General features: G+C 72.1%; 13 protein-coding genes. 8 read left to right on the plus strand and 5 right to left on the minus strand.

The genetic code is table 11. The features are described 5' to 3' along the window. Position 1: 1 nt before the first annotated feature. Complete coding sequence (locus ACFRKB_RS04970) at positions 2–1315, minus strand: ABC transporter substrate-binding protein (RefSeq protein ID WP_383103373.1); 1314 nt, start codon at positions 1313–1315, stop codon at positions 2–4. A gap of 142 nt (positions 1316–1457) precedes the next feature. Between ACFRKB_RS04970 and ACFRKB_RS04975 the strand changes: the two genes are divergently transcribed. Continuing rightward, positions 1458–2819 (plus strand): ROK family transcriptional regulator, encoded by a 1362-nt coding sequence (locus tag ACFRKB_RS04975; protein WP_383103374.1) that lies wholly within the window; start codon positions 1458–1460, stop codon positions 2817–2819. A 149-nt stretch (positions 2820–2968) separates the two neighbouring features. On the opposite strand, the gene ACFRKB_RS04980 is transcribed toward ACFRKB_RS04975, so the two are convergent. Then, on the minus strand, positions 2969–4099 hold the full coding sequence (locus ACFRKB_RS04980; RefSeq protein ID WP_383103375.1) for a LacI family DNA-binding transcriptional regulator: 1131 nt from the start codon (positions 4097–4099) through the stop codon (positions 2969–2971). Between the two features lie 48 nt (positions 4100–4147). Then, positions 4148–6658 (minus strand): glycoside hydrolase family 3 C-terminal domain-containing protein, encoded by a 2511-nt coding sequence (locus tag ACFRKB_RS04985; RefSeq protein ID WP_383103377.1) that lies wholly within the window; start codon positions 6656–6658, stop codon positions 4148–4150. A 240-nt stretch (positions 6659–6898) separates the two neighbouring features. Here ACFRKB_RS04985 and ACFRKB_RS04990 point away from each other — a divergent pair, with 240 nt between their 5' ends. Further along, entirely contained in the window at positions 6899–8230 is a 1332-nt protein-coding gene (locus tag ACFRKB_RS04990; protein WP_383103378.1) for a peptidoglycan DD-metalloendopeptidase family protein, read from the plus strand. Here ACFRKB_RS04990 and ACFRKB_RS04995 read toward each other — a convergent pair. Continuing rightward, positions 8111–9154: a DMT family transporter gene (locus ACFRKB_RS04995; RefSeq protein WP_383103379.1), complete on the minus strand. Its 1044-nt coding sequence runs from the start codon at positions 9152–9154 to the stop codon at positions 8111–8113. The genes ACFRKB_RS04990 and ACFRKB_RS04995 overlap by 120 nt on opposite strands. 117 nt (positions 9155–9271) lie before the next feature. Here ACFRKB_RS04995 and ACFRKB_RS05000 point away from each other — a divergent pair, with 117 nt between their 5' ends. From ACFRKB_RS05000 to glgC, 3 genes are read left to right on the plus strand one after another with little or no spacing between them, the layout of a single operon-like run. After that, positions 9272–10054: a (2Fe-2S)-binding protein gene (locus tag ACFRKB_RS05000; protein WP_383103381.1), complete on the plus strand. Its 783-nt coding sequence runs from the start codon at positions 9272–9274 to the stop codon at positions 10052–10054. 49 nt (positions 10055–10103) lie between these two features. Further along, positions 10104–11267 (plus strand): glycogen synthase, encoded by a 1164-nt coding sequence (glgA, locus tag ACFRKB_RS05005; RefSeq protein WP_383103883.1) that lies wholly within the window; start codon positions 10104–10106, stop codon positions 11265–11267. 43 nt (positions 11268–11310) lie between these two features. Further along, positions 11311–12528: a glucose-1-phosphate adenylyltransferase gene (glgC, locus tag ACFRKB_RS05010; protein WP_383103382.1), complete on the plus strand. Its 1218-nt coding sequence runs from the start codon at positions 11311–11313 to the stop codon at positions 12526–12528. Positions 12529–12627: 99 nt separating this feature from the next. Here glgC and ACFRKB_RS05015 read toward each other — a convergent pair whose 3' ends face one another. After that, a complete protein-coding gene (locus ACFRKB_RS05015) occupies positions 12628–13689 on the minus strand; it encodes a LacI family DNA-binding transcriptional regulator (RefSeq protein ID WP_383103383.1) in 1062 nt (353 codons plus the stop codon). Positions 13690–13815: 126 nt separating this feature from the next. Here ACFRKB_RS05015 and ACFRKB_RS05020 point away from each other — a divergent pair, with 126 nt between their 5' ends. The 3 genes from ACFRKB_RS05020 (at position 13816) to ACFRKB_RS05030 (ending at position 18465) form a co-directional block, all read left to right on the plus strand. Next, positions 13816–16476, plus strand: a complete 2661-nt coding sequence (locus tag ACFRKB_RS05020) for a PA14 domain-containing protein (RefSeq protein ID WP_383103384.1) — start codon at positions 13816–13818, stop codon at positions 16474–16476. A 247-nt stretch (positions 16477–16723) separates the two neighbouring features. Next, positions 16724–17656 carry an NADP-dependent oxidoreductase gene (locus ACFRKB_RS05025; RefSeq protein ID WP_383103386.1) on the plus strand — a complete coding sequence of 311 codons (933 nt, stop codon included), beginning with the start codon at positions 16724–16726 and terminating at the stop codon, positions 17654–17656. 128 nt (positions 17657–17784) lie between these two features. Further along, positions 17785–18465, plus strand: a complete 681-nt coding sequence (locus ACFRKB_RS05030; RefSeq protein WP_383103387.1) for a GNAT family N-acetyltransferase — start codon at positions 17785–17787, stop codon at positions 18463–18465. The last annotated feature ends 23 nt before the right edge of the window (positions 18466–18488 follow it).

Below are 18488 nucleotides of genomic sequence, written 5' to 3' on the forward strand. Positions count from 1 at the left end.
CTCACTGCGTCATCTGCTGCTGGGCCTTGGTGAGGGCCGCCTTGACGGATTCGGTGGTCACCGGCTTGCCCGCCGCGGCGTCGGCGAACAACCCCTTGACGGCCGTGCCGACGGTCGTCTCGAACTGTGACTCGTTCGCGACCTGGGGGAGCGGCGCGGCGCTGGTGGCCAGCGTGTCGCGGAGCACCTTCACGTCCGAGGCGGAGAACGCCGGGTCGTCCTGCGCGGCCTTGACGGGCGGCACGGAGCCGTACGTCTTGTTCAGCAGCTTCTGCTCGGCGTCGCTCGTCATGAACTTCACGAACTTCTTCGCGCCGTCGATGTTCTTGGTGTTGTTGAACACCGCGATATTGATGCCGGCGACCATGGAGTTGACGTTCTGGCCGGTGCCGGGGGTGCCGGACGGGACCGGTACGGGCGCCACGCCCCAGTCCTCGGGCTTCATGCCCTGGGAGGCGAAGGTCGAGGCCGCGGCCTGCCACAGGACCATGGCCGTCCTGCCCTTGGCGAAGTCCTGGAGGGACTGGTTCTGGGCGTACTCCGCGTTGCCCGGAGCGATGATCTTGTCCTTCGCCATGAAATCGACGTACTGCTTCACGGCGGCGACGGCGCCGTCGGAGGTGAAGGTCGGCTTGCCCGCCGTGTCGAAGAAGTCCGCGCCGTGCTGCTTACCGAGGGCGAAGACCTGGTGGATGTTGTTCGAGAGGTTGGCGCCCTCCGCGCCGAGCGCCCACTTGCCGTCCTTGGAGATCTTCTTGCCGTCGGCGATCAGCTGGTCCCAGGTGGCCGGCGGCTGTGAGATCCCGGCGTCGGCGAACATCTTCTTGTTGTAATAGAGCGCGTACGCCAGCGAGTACAGCGGCACGGCGGAGGGGTCCTGACCCTCCGCGCCGGCCGAGGCGACCGCCGAGTCGACGAACCGGTCCCGGCCGCCGATCGCGTCGAAGTTCTTCTCGTCCCACGGCAGCAGCGCGCCGGTGGCCTGGAGCGAGGCCGACCAGGTGTTGCCGATGTTCAGCACGTCGGGGCCCTGTCCCGAGGTGGTGGCGGCGAGGATCCGGTTGAGCAGATCGGCCCAGGGAACGACCTCCAGCTTGACCTTGATGCCGGTTTCCTGCTCGAACTTCTTCAGTTCGGGGGTCAGTATCTTCTTGTCCGCCTCGATGCTCGGCCCCTGGTTGGACGCCCAGTAGGTGAGGGTCTTCGGTGACTCGTTGCTGCCACCGCCGCCGGACGAGGAGCCTCCGCCGCATCCGGCGACGGCGGTGAGTGCACCGGCGAGGGCGAGGGCTGCTGCGGCTCTGACTGTGCGCATGTGAGGTGGCCCCTTTCCGGGGATGGCTGCGTTCGAGAGTCGAACGGCCTCCATGACTTAATTTAGGACGTGATTTAAGAGGTGAGCGAAGGTCGCGTCAAGGTCTGTGACCGGGGTATGTTGCGTCCAGGGAAGGAGCGACATGGCAGAACGCAGCAGACGGACGGTGCGTGACCTGCGCAGGGGGAACCGTGCCCGGGTTGTGCAACGGTTGTATTTCGACGGTCCGCTGAGCCGCCAGGAGCTCGGACCCGCCACCGGTCTGAGTTCAGGATCCATCAGCAACGTCGTCGCGGAACTGGCCGCCGAGGGCCTGCTGGAAGAAGCCGGCGTGGTCGATTCCGACGGCGGCCGTCCCCGTACCCTGCTCCGGGTCGCCCCCGGCGGCGGCCTGCTCATCGGCATCGACATCGGCGAGACCCGCGTCCGGGTCGAGCTGTTCGACCTGTCGCTCACCGAACTGGCCCGCACCGAACGGCTGCTGGGCCCCGCCCGGCACGGCTACGACGTCGAACGCATCGTGAACCACGTCCGTATCGGCGTCTCCGATGTGCTGCGCGACGCCGGGGCCGACCCGGAGCGGCTCCTCGGCATCGGCATCGGAGTCCCCGGCATCATCGAACGCGGCGGCCCGGCCGGAGCCACGGTCCACGGCCCCACCATCGGCTGGCACGCGGTGCCCTTCGAGAAGCTGCTCCGTGCCGTCCTCGAAGTCCCCTCCGACGTACCGCTGTTCATCGACAACGGCGCCAAGACCCTCGGCCAGGCCGAGATGTGGTTCGGCGGCGGCCGGGGCGCGGGCACCGCCGTCATCGCGCTCATCGGCTCCGGTATCGGCGCGAGCGTCATCCATGGCGGCGCCCTGATCGAGGAGAGCGGCCGGGGCAGTGCCCTCGAATGGGGCCACACCACCGTGCGGATGCGCGGCCGTCGCTGCCGCTGCGGCTCCATCGGCTGTCTGGAGGCGTACGCCGGAGCGGAGGCGCTGCGCGAACGCTGGTCCGAGGCGGGCGGCTCGCTCCCCGAGGACGCGGACGACGAGACCGCGATCGCCGCCCTGCTGGTCGCGGCCTTCCCCGGACCCGGAGGTCCCCCGCCCGACCCGCTGGCCGTCTCGCTCCTGGACGACACCGCCGAATGCCTGGGCGCGGCCGTCGGCGATCTGATCAATCTGTTCCTGCCCGAGCGCATCCTGCTCGGCGGCTGGGCCGGGCTGCTCATCGGCCCGCGTCTGCTGCCCGCGATCAGGCGCCACGCGGAGCAGTACGCGCTGGGCCACGCGGCGGCGCGTACCACGATCGAACTGGGCGAACTGGGCCCGGACGCGGTCACGGTCGGCGCGGCCACGCTGCCGCTCGCCGCGTTCCTCGCCCGGGGCGGGAGCCACCGGAGCGTCCCCGGTCAGGCGGGGTCGGCGGAGCCGGGCGGGGCGGCGGCGCCGCGGCGCTGGCGGCGTGCCTCCGCCTCCTCCGCGGCTTCCGCCACGTCGGGGGAGCCCTCATGACGGACGCGCTCCTGGGCTGAACCGGCCCTTGGGTTGAAGCGGCCCCGGGCTTGAATCCGGCCTGGGGCTTGAACCGGCCCCGGGCTCAACCGGCCCCGGGCCGACCGGTATCCGGGCCGAGCGGGATGCCCGGGTACGTACGCGGAGCGTCAGGCCGATCCCCGTACCACCAGCGACGGTTCGAAGATCACCGACGTCACCGCGCGGTCCGACCCGGCGAGCCGGTCGAGCAGCAGCCGGGCCATCTCCGCCGCCATCTCCTCCACCGGCTGCCGGACGGTGGTCAGCGGCGGCCGGCACGCGACGGCGGCGCTGCTGTCGTCGAACCCGACCACCGCCACATCCTCGGGCACCCTCCTGCCGTGCTCCCGCAGTACATGGCAGGCACCCACCGCCATCAGGTCGTTCGCCGCGAACACCCCGTCCAGATCCGGGTGTTCGGCCAGCAGCCGGGCCATGGCCGTCTCCCCGCTCTCCTGGGTGAACCGGCCCTCGGCCAGCGGGAGGTACGGCTGTCCGGCGCGCGCCATCGTGTCGCGGAAACCCGCCAGCCTGTCCTGCCCCGCGGGTACGTCCAGTGGGCCGGTGATCGTGGCGATCCGGCGGCAGCCGCGCGCCAGCAGATGTTCGGCGGCCAGCCGCGCGCCGTCCTGGTGCGCGAGATCGACATAGCTGATCCGGGTGGGCCGGGAGGGGCGCGCGTACAGAACGGCGGGCAGCCCGGCGTCCGTGATCAGGGCGGGCAGCGGATCGTCGGCATGGGTCGACACGACCAGGGCGCCATCGGCGCTGCCCTGACGGAGATACGCGACGACCTCGTCGCGGGCGCGCGAGGTCTCGGCGAACATCAGCACCGGGTACATCCCGCGCGGCCGGAGGTAGTTGACGACCCCCGTCACCACCCGGCCGAAGAACGGGTCGGCGAAGACCTGGGCGGTGAAGGAGGATCCGGCCCCGCCGTCGGGCTCTTCGGGCTCGTGCGCGGCGCCGGCCGATCCGGCCCGGTGCCCGCCGCCGGTCTCGCCCTCCGCGGTCGGATCGGCCCCGGCGCCCGAGACCACCAGGGCGATCGCGTCCGTACGACGGGTCACCAGGGAGCGGGCCGCGCGGTTCGGGGTGTAGCCGGTCGCGGCCACCGCCTTCCGTACGGACTCCTGTATCACCGGATCGACATTGCGGACCCCGTTGACGACCCGTGAGACCGTGGCGCGGGAGACACCGGCGGCTCGCGCCACATCCTCCAGCGTGGGTGAACCGGCCGGTCTCGGGTCTTCCGTCATGCCCCCATTTATAGCATCAGCGGAGAGCGCTCTCCGTGGTCGCCCCGGTCACCGTCCGGGAGGCGCGCACGCCGTGATCACCGCGCTGAGCGGCAGATCTCCGGCCGACCGGCCGCCGCGCAGCAGCAGTTCGCCCGGCGCGGACTCGCGGCGGTGGCGCTCCGCCGACCAGCGCTCCGTCGCCCGGCCGCCCACCCGTACCACCGCGACGACCTCCTCGCCCGGATCCGCGACGACCGCCGCGTATCCGACGAGCCGTCGCACCGGTGGTTCACCCGTGGCCGAGGGCCCGGCGAGATAGAGCTGGACCACCTCGCGGCCCCGTCTGCGGCCTGTGTTGCGCAGCCGTATCCGTACGTCGAAGGGCTGACCCGCGATCACCTCGGACGGCGCTTCCATCGCCCCGTACGACCAGCCGGTGTAGCCCAGACCGTGGCCGAACCAGTAGGCGGGAGAGGCGCCCGAGCGCAGCCACGCGCGATAGCCGATGAACGGGCCTTCGACGTAGCGGAGTTGACCCCGCTCGTCCGGACGGGTGCGCAGTACGGGCACATCCTCCTCGGCCGCCGCCCAGGTGGTGGGCAGCCGGCCGCCCGGCTCGGCGCGGCCGAACAGGACGTCGGCCAGCCCGTCCCCGGCCTCCTGCCCCGGGAACCACGCGAGCAGCAGCGCGGGCACCTCGGCGCGCCAGGGGACGGTGACGGGGCCGCCCGTATTGAGGATCACGACCGTACGGGGATTGGCGCGGACGACAGACCGTACCAACGCGTCCTGACCATCGGGCAGTCGGAGCGTGTCGCGGTCGCGGCCCTCCGACTCGCTCTCCTCGGTGGTGCCCACGACGACCACGGCGGCGTCCGCGTCCCGGGCAGCGGCGACGGCCGAGGCGAGCGCCGTCGCGGCGTCGCCCGGGGGCGGGGCCGCGGCCAGGACCGTCGCCACACCGGTGCCGGGGGCGAGTCCGCGTCGGGCGACCACCTCCACCTCCTCTCCGGCGGCCAGTGCGGTACGTACGGACCGGTACGGCGGGGCGACATGGACCCGGGCCGGATCGTCGGAGTCCAGCGGGAACGTGCCGGACAGCAGGACCCGGCCCGAGACAGTGAGGGAGAGCGCCCCCCAGCCGCCGACCGCGAGCGTCCACTCGCCGCCCTCGCGGGGCCGGATCAGGGCCCGGATCTCCACGGTCTCCGCGCCCGCCACCCTGGCCGGTTCCACGATCCGGCCGGACAGCCGGTGCTCCGCGTGGAGTTCGCCGCCGTCCGCGTCCAACAGCCTCACCCGCACGCCCGGTTCACCACTGACCGGATCACGGGTGGACGGCCCGTCGGTGCGTACCGGGTCCAGCGGCCGGGGCAGCGCGCCCGGAGGCAGGCCGGGGGAGTACGTCACCTCCGCGGTCCCGGCCAGGGCCGCCCGGATGCCGTCCAGCGGCGAGACCAGTGAGGCGGGGAACACCTCCGCGCTGCCGCCGCCCTGGATCCGTACCGCCGCGGCATGCGTCCCGACGACCGCGACGGAGCGCAGCCGCGCGGGGTCGAGGGGCAGCAACTCCCCGTCATTGCGCAGCAGGACGGTGCCGGCGGCCACCGCCCGGCGCAGCAGCGCGCGGGGCCGTGCCCCGGATGTGGCGGCCGGCCGCCGGACCCGGGGCGGATCGCCCAGGGCGCCCACCCGGTCGGCCAGCCGCAGCAGCCGCCGTACCTTGTCGTCGATCCGTTCCCCGGGGACGAGCCCCTGCTCCACGGCGTTACGCAGCCCCTCGGCCCATGGACCGTCGGGGCCCGGCATGGCCAGGTCCTGCGCGGCGCGGGCCGTGTCGAGCGGGGAGCGCACCGCGCCCCAGTCGGAGACGACCGGCCCGTCGAAGCCCCACTCGCTCTTGAGCGGCCGTTCCAGCAGCGGCGCCGCTGTCATCGTGACGCCGTTGACCCGGTTGTACGCGGACATCACCGCCCGGACACCGGCTTCCACGGCGGCCTCGAAGGGGGCGAGATAGACCTCGCGCAGTGTCTGTTCGTCCACCCGCACGTCCACGGTGAGCCGGTCGGTCTCCGCGTCGTTGGCGACGAAGTGCTTGGCGGTGGCCGCGACGCCGCCGGACTGGACGCCGCCGATGAACGCGGCGCCGGTGCGGCCCGTGAGCAGCGGGTCCTCGGAGAAGCACTCGAAGTGCCGCCCGCCGAGCGGTGACCGGTGCAGATTGAGGGTGGGCGCGAGCAGGACGTCGACGCCCTTGCGCCGGGCCTCCGCGGCGAGCAGCCCGCCCAGTTCGCCGACCAGCTCGTCGTCCCAGGCGGCGGCGAGCGCGGTGGGGGAGGGCAGGACGAGCGAGGTGTCCCGTTCGTCCCAGGCCTCGCCGCGTACCCCCGCCGGCCCGTCGGAGAAGGTGAGCGCCCGCAGTGCGATGGCCGGTTCGGCGTGTGTGCGCCAGCTGCTCGCGCCCGTCAGCAACCGCACCTTCTGTCCGAGATCCAGCTTCTCCAGCAGATGACCGATCTCCTCGTCGGTCATACCCGCCCCGTCCGTGCTCGCCCCGTCCGTACCCGCCCCGCCCATGCCTGCCCCCTTCGCGCGATGGGAGAGCGCTCTCCCGCTTCCTTCGCACAGATTCCCCGGACCCGGCCGGCCATGTCAACGGCCCCCAATATGCGGCTCCTTGAGACGCGGCCGGGTCCGGGATGGCACGCTGAGTGCTCAGGGGCGGCCGGGGAGTAGCTGAGGTCTTGTCATGGTCTGTGACAAGCCTCTAAGTTGGCCGCCTGTGACATGTCCTACAGCCAGTGGGGGAGCCCAGCCATGGCCGCAACCGGTCGGCACCGCCGATACCAGCCGAGCCGTATCAACCGCGCGTCCCTGACTGTGACAGCCGGCGGCGCGGGGATGGCGCTGCCGTTCATCGCCGCGGGTACGGCGCACGCGGCCTCGGTCGACGTCTGGGAGAAGGTCGCGGCCTGCGAGTCGACCAACAACTGGCAGATCAACAACGGTAACGGCCACTTCGGCGGGCTCCAGTTCACCCAGTCCACCTGGGAGGCGTACGGCGGCGGGAGTTATGCCCCGCGCGCCGACCTCGCGACCAAGGACCAGCAGATCGCCGTCGCGGAGAAGGTGCTCAAGGGGCAGGGCCCCGGAGCCTGGCCCGCCTGCTCGGCCCGCGCCGGACTGGCCCGGGGCGGCGACGCGCCGGACATCACGCCGGACCAGGCCCGTGACGCCGCGAACGCGCCCCGCACGGCGACCCAGAAGACCAGCGGCCCGATCCGGACGAAGACCGCACCGGTCGCGCGTGAGAAGGCGTCGCCCACCTCCGTGCCGACCCAGCGCGAGGGCTACACCGTCGCCCGTGGCGACTCGCTCTCCCAGATCGCCGTCGACGAGTCGGTCAAGGGCGGCTGGCAGCGGCTGTACGAGGAGAACCGCCGGCTCATCGGCAGCGACCCCGACCTGATCTTCCCCGGCCAGAAGCTCGTCCTGCACGTCCAGGCGCCGCCGAAGGGCAGTGCCCCCGCTCGGCCCCAGGCGAAGCCCGCCCCGGCCGAGAAGCCGAAGCAGACGACGAAGCCCGTCGCCCGGCCCGAGCCCGCCGCCCCGGCGAAGCAGGCGGAGAAGCCCAAGGAAGCCGAGAAGCCCCAGCAGGCGGAGAAGGCCAAGGAGACCGAGAAGCCCCAGCAGACGGAGAAGCACGAGCAGACCAAGACGCCCGTCCGCGCCGAGAAGCAGAAGACGAGCGGGGCCACCGCCCCGGTCTCCGCCTCCACCGGCACGCAGTACCGCCAGTCCGGCTCCTGGGCCAGCGGCTATCACACGGGCGTGGACTTCCCGGTCCCCACCGGCACGTCGGTGAAGGCCGTCGCCGCCGGTCATGTGGTCTCGGCCGGCTGGGAGGGGTCGTACGGCTATCAGGTCGTCATCCGGCACGGCGACGGCAAGTACAGCCAGTACGCGCATCTCTCGGCGCTCAATGTGCGCGAGGGCCAGCAGGTCGGCAGCGGCCAGCGCATCGCCCGGTCAGGATCCACCGGCAACAGCACCGGACCGCATCTCCACTTCGAGATGCGTACGGGGCCGGGGTACGGATCCGACATCGACCCCCTCGCCTACCTGCGGGAGCGCGGCGTCAGGATCTGACGGGGCCTCGGCGTCGTCCGGCGGGCGGTCCCATGACGAGGGCCGCGCCGCCGGTGACCCTGCCGTGTGCTGCCGTGCCTCGGGTGTCCGTACTGTCTGTGCGGTCAGACGCTCGGTGGTGAGCAGGATCAGCCCGCCCGCCGCGACCACACCCGAGCCCAGCGCCAGGACCGTACCGAGCACGTCGTACCGGAACCGCTCGTCGAAGAGCGTGAGTCCCACGGCCGCGGCCACCACCGGATTGACGACGGTCACCGTGGCCAGTGGCGCGGTCAGCCCCGCGCCCCGGTAGGCGGCCTGCGAGAGCAGCAGCCCGCAGGCCGCGAGGACCGCGATCACCGCCAGGTCCGGCGCCTGCGCGGTCGGCGCCTCCGAGGTCCAGTCCACGGCGACGGTCTTGGTGAAGACCGAGGCGATCCCGAACGCGGCACCGGCCGCGCCCGCCAGCAGCATGCTCCGTACGACCGGGCGCCCCACCACCTGCGCGACCAGGAAGAGCAGCCCCACGGCGCCGAAGGTGGCGGCGGCCAGCACCAGCCGCTCCCCGCCGGCCGGCGACCGGGAGTCGGCGCCGTCGGTGAGCGCCAGCAGTCCGGCCAGCCCCACGGACGCCATGATCGCGCCACGCCAGGCGGTGTGCCCGGCCCCGCGGCCGACGAAGAGCGCCGCCATGGGCAGCGCGAAGACGATCGTGAGCGCACCGAGCGGCTGGACCAGGCTGAGCGGTCCGTACGCCAGCGCGACCACATGCAGCACCGCGCCCAGGCCGTTCAGGGCCACCGCGGCCCACCACACCCCGTGGTGCAGGGGTGCGTACGGCCGGTCGGGGGTGTCCGTCGCGACGCGTTCCTGGAGGATCGCTCCGGCGGCGTAGACCACCGCCGAGACCAGGGACAACAGCACGGACAGCGCGAGTGCACTCATGGGGCCACGATCTCTCGACGGCGTGATTTCGGCGTCGTCCTGGAGAGGTCATTCCGGCGTACTGCTGTCGTAGTACAGAGTGGGGACGGATGTAGTCCTATCGAGGGGAGGGGCGGGATGGACCGGGTGGACGGTACGGACCGGATCGGGCCGGCGGACCTGGAGCCTGCCGTGGCGCGGGCCGTGGAGCCCGTCTTGACACGGGTCGCCGCCGTGGGCGGATTCTTCGCCCTGCGCACGGGAATTCCCGCCGCCGGCCATGTTCCGCTGGCCCGGGTGTACGCGGGCGACATCGCCCGGCTCACCGCCCGCGTCGACAGGGTCGCCGCCCGGCTGGGCGCGCCCGAGCGCAGGATCGGCGCCTCCGTGGCGCACCTCGGCCTCGCCGCCCGGCTCTGGTCGATCGCGCTCGGCGGCGCGGTCCTGGCGGACACGGTCCCCGATCTGGACCCGCGCCGCCTGCACTGGGACCCGGAGGCGACCTCACCGGACGACCTCCTGCTGACCGGTCCGCGCGCGCTGCCCGGCACCGCCGGGGCCGTGCGCGAGGTGGTGCAGTACGGCCATCTCGTCCCGCTCGCCGAGGCCCTGCGGCGCGATGGCCGGATCTCGCCCCGGCTGCTGTGGGGAAACGCCGGCTCCGCGCTCGCCGGAGCCGTACGGGAGCTGACCGTCTGGGGTGCGGCGAACGGCAGGCCGGACGCGGCGGAACGGGCCGGGGCGCTGGCCGCCGAGCTCTTCGCCCACCCGGACCTGCGCGGCACGGGCGGGCCGGTGGCCGGATCGTTCCGCCGGCGCAGCTGCTGTCTCTACTACCGGTGCCCGTCGGGCGGGCTCTGCGGGGACTGCGTCTTCGACCGGCCACCACGGCGGTCTTCCGCACGGACGGTTTCCGGGTGACCATGACAGGGCTGCGATCGCCGGGCGAGGACGGGGGGATGGCGTGAGAATCGGTCTGCTCACCCGCGAGTATCCGCCGGAGGTCTACGGCGGCGCCGGCGTCCATGTGGAGTTCCTGGCACGGGAGTTGCGTGCCCTGACCGAGCTGGAAGTGCACTGCTGGGGCGGCGACGCGGAGCCCGCGCCCGGGGTGGTGCGCCACCGGACCGCCGCCGGACTCGACGGAGCCAATGACGCGCTGCGCACCTTCTCGGTGGACCTGGCGATGGCCGCCGCCCTGGAGGGCCGCGAACTGGTCCACTCCCATACCTGGTACGCCAATCTCGCGGGCCATGTCGCCAAGCTGCTGTACGGCATCCCGCATGTGATGACCGCGCACTCCCTGGAGCCGCTGCGCCCCTGGAAGGCCGAGCAGCTCGGCGGCGGTTACGCCCTCTCCAGCTGGGCCGAGCGCACGGCCGTCGAGGGCGCGGACGCCGTCATCGCCGTCTCCCGGGGCATGCGCGACGACATCCTCGCCTGCTACCCCACGCTCGACCCGGACAGGGTGCGGGTCGTCCACAACGGCATCGACACCCGCCTCTACCGCCCGGACCGGGGGACCGCCGTGCTGGACCGGATCGGCATCGACCCCGACCGCCCGTTCGTGCTCTTCGTCGGCCGTATCACCCGCCAGAAGGGCGTCCCGCATCTGCTGCGCGCCGCCCGCGCCCTCGACCCCGGCGCCCAGCTGGTGCTGTGCGCGGGCGCCCCGGACACCCCCGAGATCGGCGCGGAGTTCCGTGAGCTGGTCGAGGAGCTGGGGCGGACGCGCGACGGTGTGCACTGGATCCCGGAGATGCTGCCGCGCCCCGAGGTGATCCAACTCCTCACCCACGCGGCGGTGTTCGCCTGCCCCTCGGTGTACGAGCCGCTCGGCATCGTCAATCTGGAGGCGATGGCGTGCGGCACGGCCGTCGTCGCCTCGGCGGTGGGCGGAATCCCCGAGGTCGTGGACGACGGCGGTACGGGCCTGCTCGTGCCGTACGACGAACGCCACCCGGAAGCCTTCGAGTCGGGCCTCACCGAAGCGCTCAACCGCGTGCTCGACGATCCGGAGTCGGCGGCCCGGATGGGGGAGGCCGGCCGGCGGCGTGCGGTGCGGGAATTCGGCTGGGACCAGGTGGCCCGCCGTACGTACGCGGTGTACGAGGAGCTACTCACGTCCGAATAGGTGCGGAACGGATCCGGAACAGGTCCGAACAGAGGGAGCGGCCATGCGCGGTGGACCTTCGGTGCTGGGGATCGTACTGGCCGGCGGGGAGGGCAAGCGCCTGCTGCCACTCACCGCGGACCGGGCCAAACCGGCGGTGACCTTCGGCGGTACGTACCGCCTCGTCGACTTCGTCCTCTCGAATCTCGTGAACGCCGACATCCTGCGCATCTGCGTGCTCACGCAGTACAAGTCGCACTCACTGGACCGCCATGTCAGCACCACCTGGCGGATGTCCAGCCTGCTCGGCAACTATGTGACCCCGGTCCCCGCGCAGCAGCGCCTCGGACCGCGCTGGTATCTGGGCAGCGCGGACGCGATCCTCCAGTCCCTCAACCTCGTCCATGACGAACAGCCGGACTACATAGCGGTGTTCGGCGCCGACCATGTGTACCGGATGGACCCCCGGCAGATGCTCGGGCAGCACATCGAGAACGGCGCGGGCGTCACCGTCGCCGGCATCAGGGTGCCGCGCGCCGAGGCCTCGTCCTTCGGCGTCATCACCCCCGCCGCGGACGGCACGCAGGTACGGGGCTTCCTGGAGAAACCGGCCGACCCGCCCGGCCTGCCCGGCGACCCCGAGCGGGTGTTCGCCTCGATGGGCAACTATCTCTTCACCACGAAGGTCCTGGTCGACGCCCTGCACCGGGACGCCGAGGACGACAACTCCGTGCACGACATGGGCGGTTCGATCCTGCCGATGCTCACCGAGCGGGGCATGGCCCAGGTCTATGACTTCCAGGACAACCACGTACCGGGCGAGTCCCCGCGCGAGCACGGCTACTGGCGGGACGTGGGCACGCTCGACTCGTACTACGACGCCCACATGGACCTGATCTCGCACCACCCCGCCTTCGACCTCGACAACCGCCGCTGGCCCATCTACACCCACCCCGGCCAACTCCCGCCCGCCCGCTTCGTCTCGGGCGGCATCGCGAGCGAGTCGATCGTCGCCCCCGGCTGCGTCATCCGCGGCCAGGTCACCCGCTCGGTGCTCTCCCCGGGCGTGGTGGTGGCGGAGGGCGCGGTGGTGCAGGGCTCCGTGCTGCACGACAACGTACGGGTGGGACGCGGGGCGGTGGTGCGCGGCTCGATCCTCGACAAGAACGTGCACGTACCCCCGGGCGCGACGATCGGCGTCAACCCGGCCCGCGACCAGGAGCTGTACACGGTCTCCAAGAACGGGATCATCGCCCTGGGCAAGGGCCAGGTGGTCGCCTGAGGCTCACGGCCGCACGGCGGCTTCGGGCCCCGCCCCGCGCGCGAGGCGCTCGACGGTACGGGCCCGGGGTCTCGCGCGCCGGACCGGGAGCCGCTGTGGTCACCCTCTGCCGACCGTGCTCTCCCGCTCCACCAGGCGGAAATCGGCGCGGAGTTCACGCGCGCGCGTGGTCTCGAAGGTGCCGGCCCCGGCAGGGGGCTGCCGGCCGTCCGCGGTGTTCGGCGTCCTCCGCAGCCGCTCCACCACCGACCGCACGGCGAGCCGGGCGATGGTCTGTTTGTCGGGCGAGATCGTGGTCAGCGTCACCGCGCCGTAGCGGCCCTCGATGATGTCGTCGAAGCCCACCACCGCGACATCCCCGGGAATCCGCAGCCCGCGCTCCGACAGCACCCGCATCGCGCCGATGGCGATCAGGTCGTTGTACGCGAAGACCGCGTCCGGCAGCACCCCGGAGTCCAGCAGCCGGGCCATCGCGGCCGCGCCGTCCGGGTGGTCCCAGCCCCCCGTCCGCGCGATCATCGAGTCCGGCGCGGGCAGTCCGGCATCGGTCAACTCCGCGCGCCAGCCGCGCAGTCGCAGATGCGAGGGCTCATTGACCCGGTCGGTCCGCGCGCCCAGAAAGGCGATCCTCGAACGGCCCATGGCGAGCAGATGCCGGATCGCGGACCTGGCCGCCGCGACATTGTCGATCGCGATGTGGTCGTACGGCAGGTCGTACTCCCGCTCGCCGAGCAGCACGAGCGGCGCGTCGTGGTCGCGGCCGAGCAGGTCCTCCCGTTCCAGCTCGATGGGGCTCAGGATCAGCCCGTCGATGACCCGCGCCCGGAAGCCCTGGCTGACCAGGATCTCCTTTTCCCGGCGGCCCCCGGTGTGGTCGAGCAGCACGGTGTACTCGTGCTCGGCGGCCACATCGATGACCGCGCCCGCCAGTTCGGCGAAGTACGGGTTGCCCAGCTCGGGCACCGCCAGCGCGAGGATGCCCGTACGGCCCTTCCGCAGATGACGTGCCGTCAGATTCGGCCGGTAGCCCAGCTCGTCGATCGCCCGCTGCACCCTGGCCCGCATCGCCGGGGTGACATGGCGGTAGTTGTTGACCACATTCGAGACGGTCTTGATGGAGACGCCCGCTCGTTCCGCGACGTCCTTGAGGCTGACGGACACCCGCACTTCCCCTCCGGGGCGGGCCCGCCGGCTCGCCCCGTGTCCTGTTCGTACGCCGATGCGCATCGCATGGCGCCGGCCCGGCTCTGTCCTGACTCTGGACAGCGGGCGGAACGGCATGTTGTCATGCCAACTGCCGTTCCTTCCAACGTTGTACAGACTGTCGCAACGAGCCGCCACCCTCAGCTCACAGGAGGACATGTGCGCATCCGAAGAAAACTGGCCCTCTTGCTCGCCGCCGTTCTGGGCTTCGCGGGACTCACCGCGGTCCCGGCGGCCTCCGCCGCCGACGACACGGCCGAGGCCCATGGGCTCAAGGGCGAGTACTACACCCATTCCGCCCCCGGAGCCTTCGACTTCCATGAACTCAAGGCCACCGGGTTCGATCCGTCCATCGACTTCGCCAACCTGGAATCGCGGCTGACGGCCGCCACCGGGCAGGCCGACGATGTCAGCGTGCGCTGGACCGGGAAGATCGTTCCGGCCACCACCGGCCCGCACACCTTCTCGATGATCGGCGACAACGGATTCCGGCTCTGGATCGACGGCCGGATCGCCATCGACCACTGGGTCGACGACTGGGACAAGGAGCAGACCTCCCCGCCCGTCGAGCTCACCGCGGACCGCGCCTACGACATCAAGGTGGAGTACTTCGAGCACTACGGAGGCTCCAGCCTGCGTCTGAGGTGGACCGAGCCCGGCGGCAGCAAGCGGCCGGTGCCCCAGTCCGCGTTCCGGCTGCCCGACGGCTTCGCGTACGACGGCGCCACCGCCGCCACCGTACTGCCGGACGGCCGCACCCTGCGGCTCGACTTCGTCCAGAAGCTCGCCGCCCCGCCCGCCGGGCTCGCCTCCCATCTCAGCGCGGTCATCGGCGGCGCCGCCTGGCCGCTGGGGAGTGTGAAACGCGACCCCGAGGACGCCAGACGGCTGCTGGTCACCCTCAAGGAACCGGTCGTCGGCAAGGGCGGCTCCGCCGATCTGCGCTACGACGGCGCCGGCGGCCTCGCCGCCGAGCAGGGCAAGCCCGTCGCGGCCTTCTGGAGCAGCGGGCCCAACACCTCGGAGTACGACCTCACCACCCCCTGGGCCAAGGACGTACGCCCCGGGAACGCGCACCCCGAGTACCCCCGGCCGCAGCTGACCCGGGACGCCTGGCAGAACCTCAACGGAGAGTGGCAGTTCGCCGCCGCCGAGAAGGGCGAGCGCCCGCCGGTCGGCACCACACTGCGGGAGCGGATCCTCGTTCCGTACCCGGTGGAGTCGCAGCTGTCCGGGATCGAGCGGCACGAGGACCGGATGTGGTACCGCCGCACCTTCACCGTGCCGCCGAACTGGCGGATAGGCCAGGACAAGCGGCTGAACCTCAACTTCGACGCCGTCGACTGGCAGGCCGAGGTCTATGTCAACGGCGTCAAGGTCACCGAGCACAAGGGCGGTTACGACCGGTTCAGCGCCGATGTCACCGATGCCCTCAAGCCCGGCCGCACCCAGGAGCTGATCGTCGGCGTCTATGACCCGACCGACGCCGCGGACGGCGAGAACCCGCCCATCGGCAAACAGCGCCTGGACCCGAGCGGCATCTGGTACACCCCCTCGTCCGGCATCTGGCAGACCGTCTGGATGGAGCCGGTCGCGGCCGACCATGTCGGCTCGCTCAAGCTCACCCCCGACGTGGCGGGCGAGAAGCTCGCCGTCGAGGTGCGCGGGATACGGGACGGGGTGCCGGTCACGGCCACCGCGTACGACGGAAAGCGCGAGGTTGGCACGGTCACCGGCCGCTCCGGAAGCACGCTGAGCGTGCCGGTGCGCGACCCGCGTCTGTGGTCGCCGGACGATCCCCATCTCTACCGGCTGGAGGTGACGGCCGGCAAGGACAAGGTCGGCAGCTACTTCGGGATGCGCTCCCTCACGGTCGAGAAGGTCGACGGTGTGCCGCGTACGGTGCTCAACGGCAAGCCGACCTTCCTGATGGCCACACTCGACCAGGGCTTCTGGCCCGACGGGCTGCACACCGCGCCGACCGACGAGGCGCTGGCGTACGACCTCAAGACGCACAAGAAGCTCGGCTTCAACTCCGTACGCAAGCACATCAAGGTCGAGCCCGACCGGTGGTTCTACTGGGCGGACCGGCTCGGACTGCTGGTCTGGCAGGACATGCCGGCGATGAACACCATCACACCGAACGCCGCGTCCCGTGCCCAGTACGAGCACGAGATGAAGAGGATGATCGACCAGCACAGCAGCAGCCCCTCGGTGGTCATGTGGGTCACCTTCAACGAGGGCTGGGGCCAGTACGACCAGGCGCGGATCGCCGACCAGGCCAAGGCGTGGGACCCGAGCCGGCTGATCAACAACATGAGCGGGGTCAACTGCTGCGGCGCGGTCGACGGGGGCAACGGCGACATCGCCGACGCCCATGGCTATCCGACGCCGCAACTGCCCGCGCCGGACGGGAAACGGGCGCTGGTCAGCGGGGAGTACGGCGGACTGGGGCTCGCGGTGCCCGGCCACGCCTGGCCGGTGCAGCACACGTATGTGGGCGTCGACCAGGACGCGTACACCGACGAGTATCTGGCCCAGCTCGGCAATGTCCGCAAGCTCGCCTGCCAGGGGAGCAATGGCGCGGTCTACACGCAGATCAGCGATGTGGAGGGCGAGCTGAACGGCCTGCTCACCTACGACCGCAAGGTGATGAAGCCCGATGTCAAGCGGCTCAAGGCGGCGCACGACGCGCTGATCCGTGACGCCTCGGACCCGGCGTCGATGGAGTGCGCCACCTCCTGATCCAACCTCCTGATCCCGCCTTCTGAACCAACGTCCTGATCCAACCTCTGATCCGCCCCCGCCCCGGTCCGCCCGCTCTCCGGGCGGGCCGGGGCTCACGCACGCCCGGTCCCCATGAACCGGCCCCGGTGAACACCCCGTGACCTCGGGAATAGGCTGGCCGGTGAGCCACCTTGAATCTGCTGTCGCCGAATCCGCCGTGGGCGGGGGCGGCAGCGGAAACCACCGGTCAGAGCGAGGAGCGCCCATGCCCAGGGCCACGTCCAAGGCGTATGTCTTCACCCGGCACGGAGGTCCGGAGGTGGAGTCCTTCGCCGACCTGCCGACGCCGAGCCCTGGCCCCGGCCAGCTGCTGGTGGCCGTACGCGCGGCGGGCGTGAACCCGGTCGACTGGAAGCTGCGCGGCGGCTACCGCAGGCCCGGCTCCCCGCCCGCCTCGCTGCCCGAGACGCTGGGCAGCGAGGCCGCCGGTGTGGTCGAGGAGATCGGCGAGGGCGTCGAGGGCTTCGCCGTCGGCGACGCGGTCTTCGGTTCCACTCTCACCGGCGGGTACGCGGAGTACACCCTGCTGCCGGTCGCGATCACCGCGCACAAGCCGGACGCGCTGTCGTTCACGGACGCGGCCGTACTGCCGGTCGCGGCGGCGACCGCGTACGACGCCGTACGCCAGGCCGATCTGCCGCCCGGCGCCACCCTGCTGATCACCGGCGCCGGCGGGGGAGTGGGGGTGGCCGCCGTACAGCTCGCGCGCGGCTCCGGGCTGCGGGTCATCGGCACCGCGAGCGCGGGCAAGAAGGAGTTCGTCGAGTCCCTGGGGGCCGTCCACGTACCGCCGGGACCCGACTTCGCCGCGCGGGTACGGGCCGTGGCGCCCGACGGTGTCGACGCCGTCCTCGACCTTGTCGGCGGCGACGTGCTCCGGGCCGCGGCCGAACTGCTCGTGGACCGTACGAAACTGTTCAGCGTGGCGGACAAGGCGACGGTTCCCCAGCTGGGCGGCGCGGTGGTCGTACGGCAGCGGACGGCCGCGGTCCTCGACGAGGTCGCGAAGCTCGTGGTGAGCGGCGCCCTGCGGCCGTTCGTGACCCGGACCTTCCCGCTGGAGCGGGCCGACGAGGCGCTGCGCGCGGTCGAGGCCGGGCATGTCCAGGGAAAGATCGTGATCGAGGTCGGCGCATGAGCGGCACGCCCGGGTCCCTATCCCGCACGCCCGCGCCCGCGCCCGCGTCTACGGTCACGCCTACGCCTACGCCTACGCCTGAGCCCACGCTCGCGCCCGCGCCCCGTACGCCGGAGCCGTCACCGCCCGTGCCGGACCACCCGCTCGACCACCCCACGCTGGCCTCGCTCACCGGCCCGCACGCGCACTTCGCCGAGCGGCGCGGCCGGCTGCTGCGCTATCCGCCCGACGTCTCCCCGTGGCTGGCCCTGCCCGACGCCCCCGACGCCGCGGACTGGGCCGACGCCGCCGCGCTCGCGGGCCCCGGCGGATCCCTGGCGCTCGCCGGACACCGCGTACCACCGCCGGACGACTGGGAGATCACCTTCAGCGCGGACGGAGTGCAACTCGTCGGCGTGGACATCGAGACCGCCCCGGACGAGGAGGCCGTACTCCTCGGCCCCGCCGACGTACCGGAGATCCTCGACCTGGTCGAACGCACGCAACCGGGCCCGTTCCTGGCGCGCACCATCGAGATGGGCACGTATCTCGGCATCCGCCGCGAAGGCGCGCTGGTGGCGATGGCGGGCGAGCGGATGCGTCCGCCCGGCTGGACCGAGATCAGCGCCGTCTGCACCGACCCCGCGTTCCGCGGCCAGGGCCTGGCGGCCCGCCTCGTCCTCGCCGTCGCCGACGGCGTCCGCTCCCGCGGTGAGCAGCCGTTCCTGCACGCGGCGGCGTCCAACACCAGCGCCATCCGGCTGTACGAGACGCTCGGCTTCCGGCTGCGCCGGACGACGAGGTTCCTCGGCGCCCGGGTCCCCGGCTAAGATAGTGGGATTTTGTTGGCCCC

The sequence above is a fragment of the Streptomyces scopuliridis genome, assembly GCF_042790125.1.
Classification (GTDB): Bacteria; Actinomycetota; Actinomycetes; order Streptomycetales; family Streptomycetaceae; genus Streptomyces; species Streptomyces scopuliridis_A.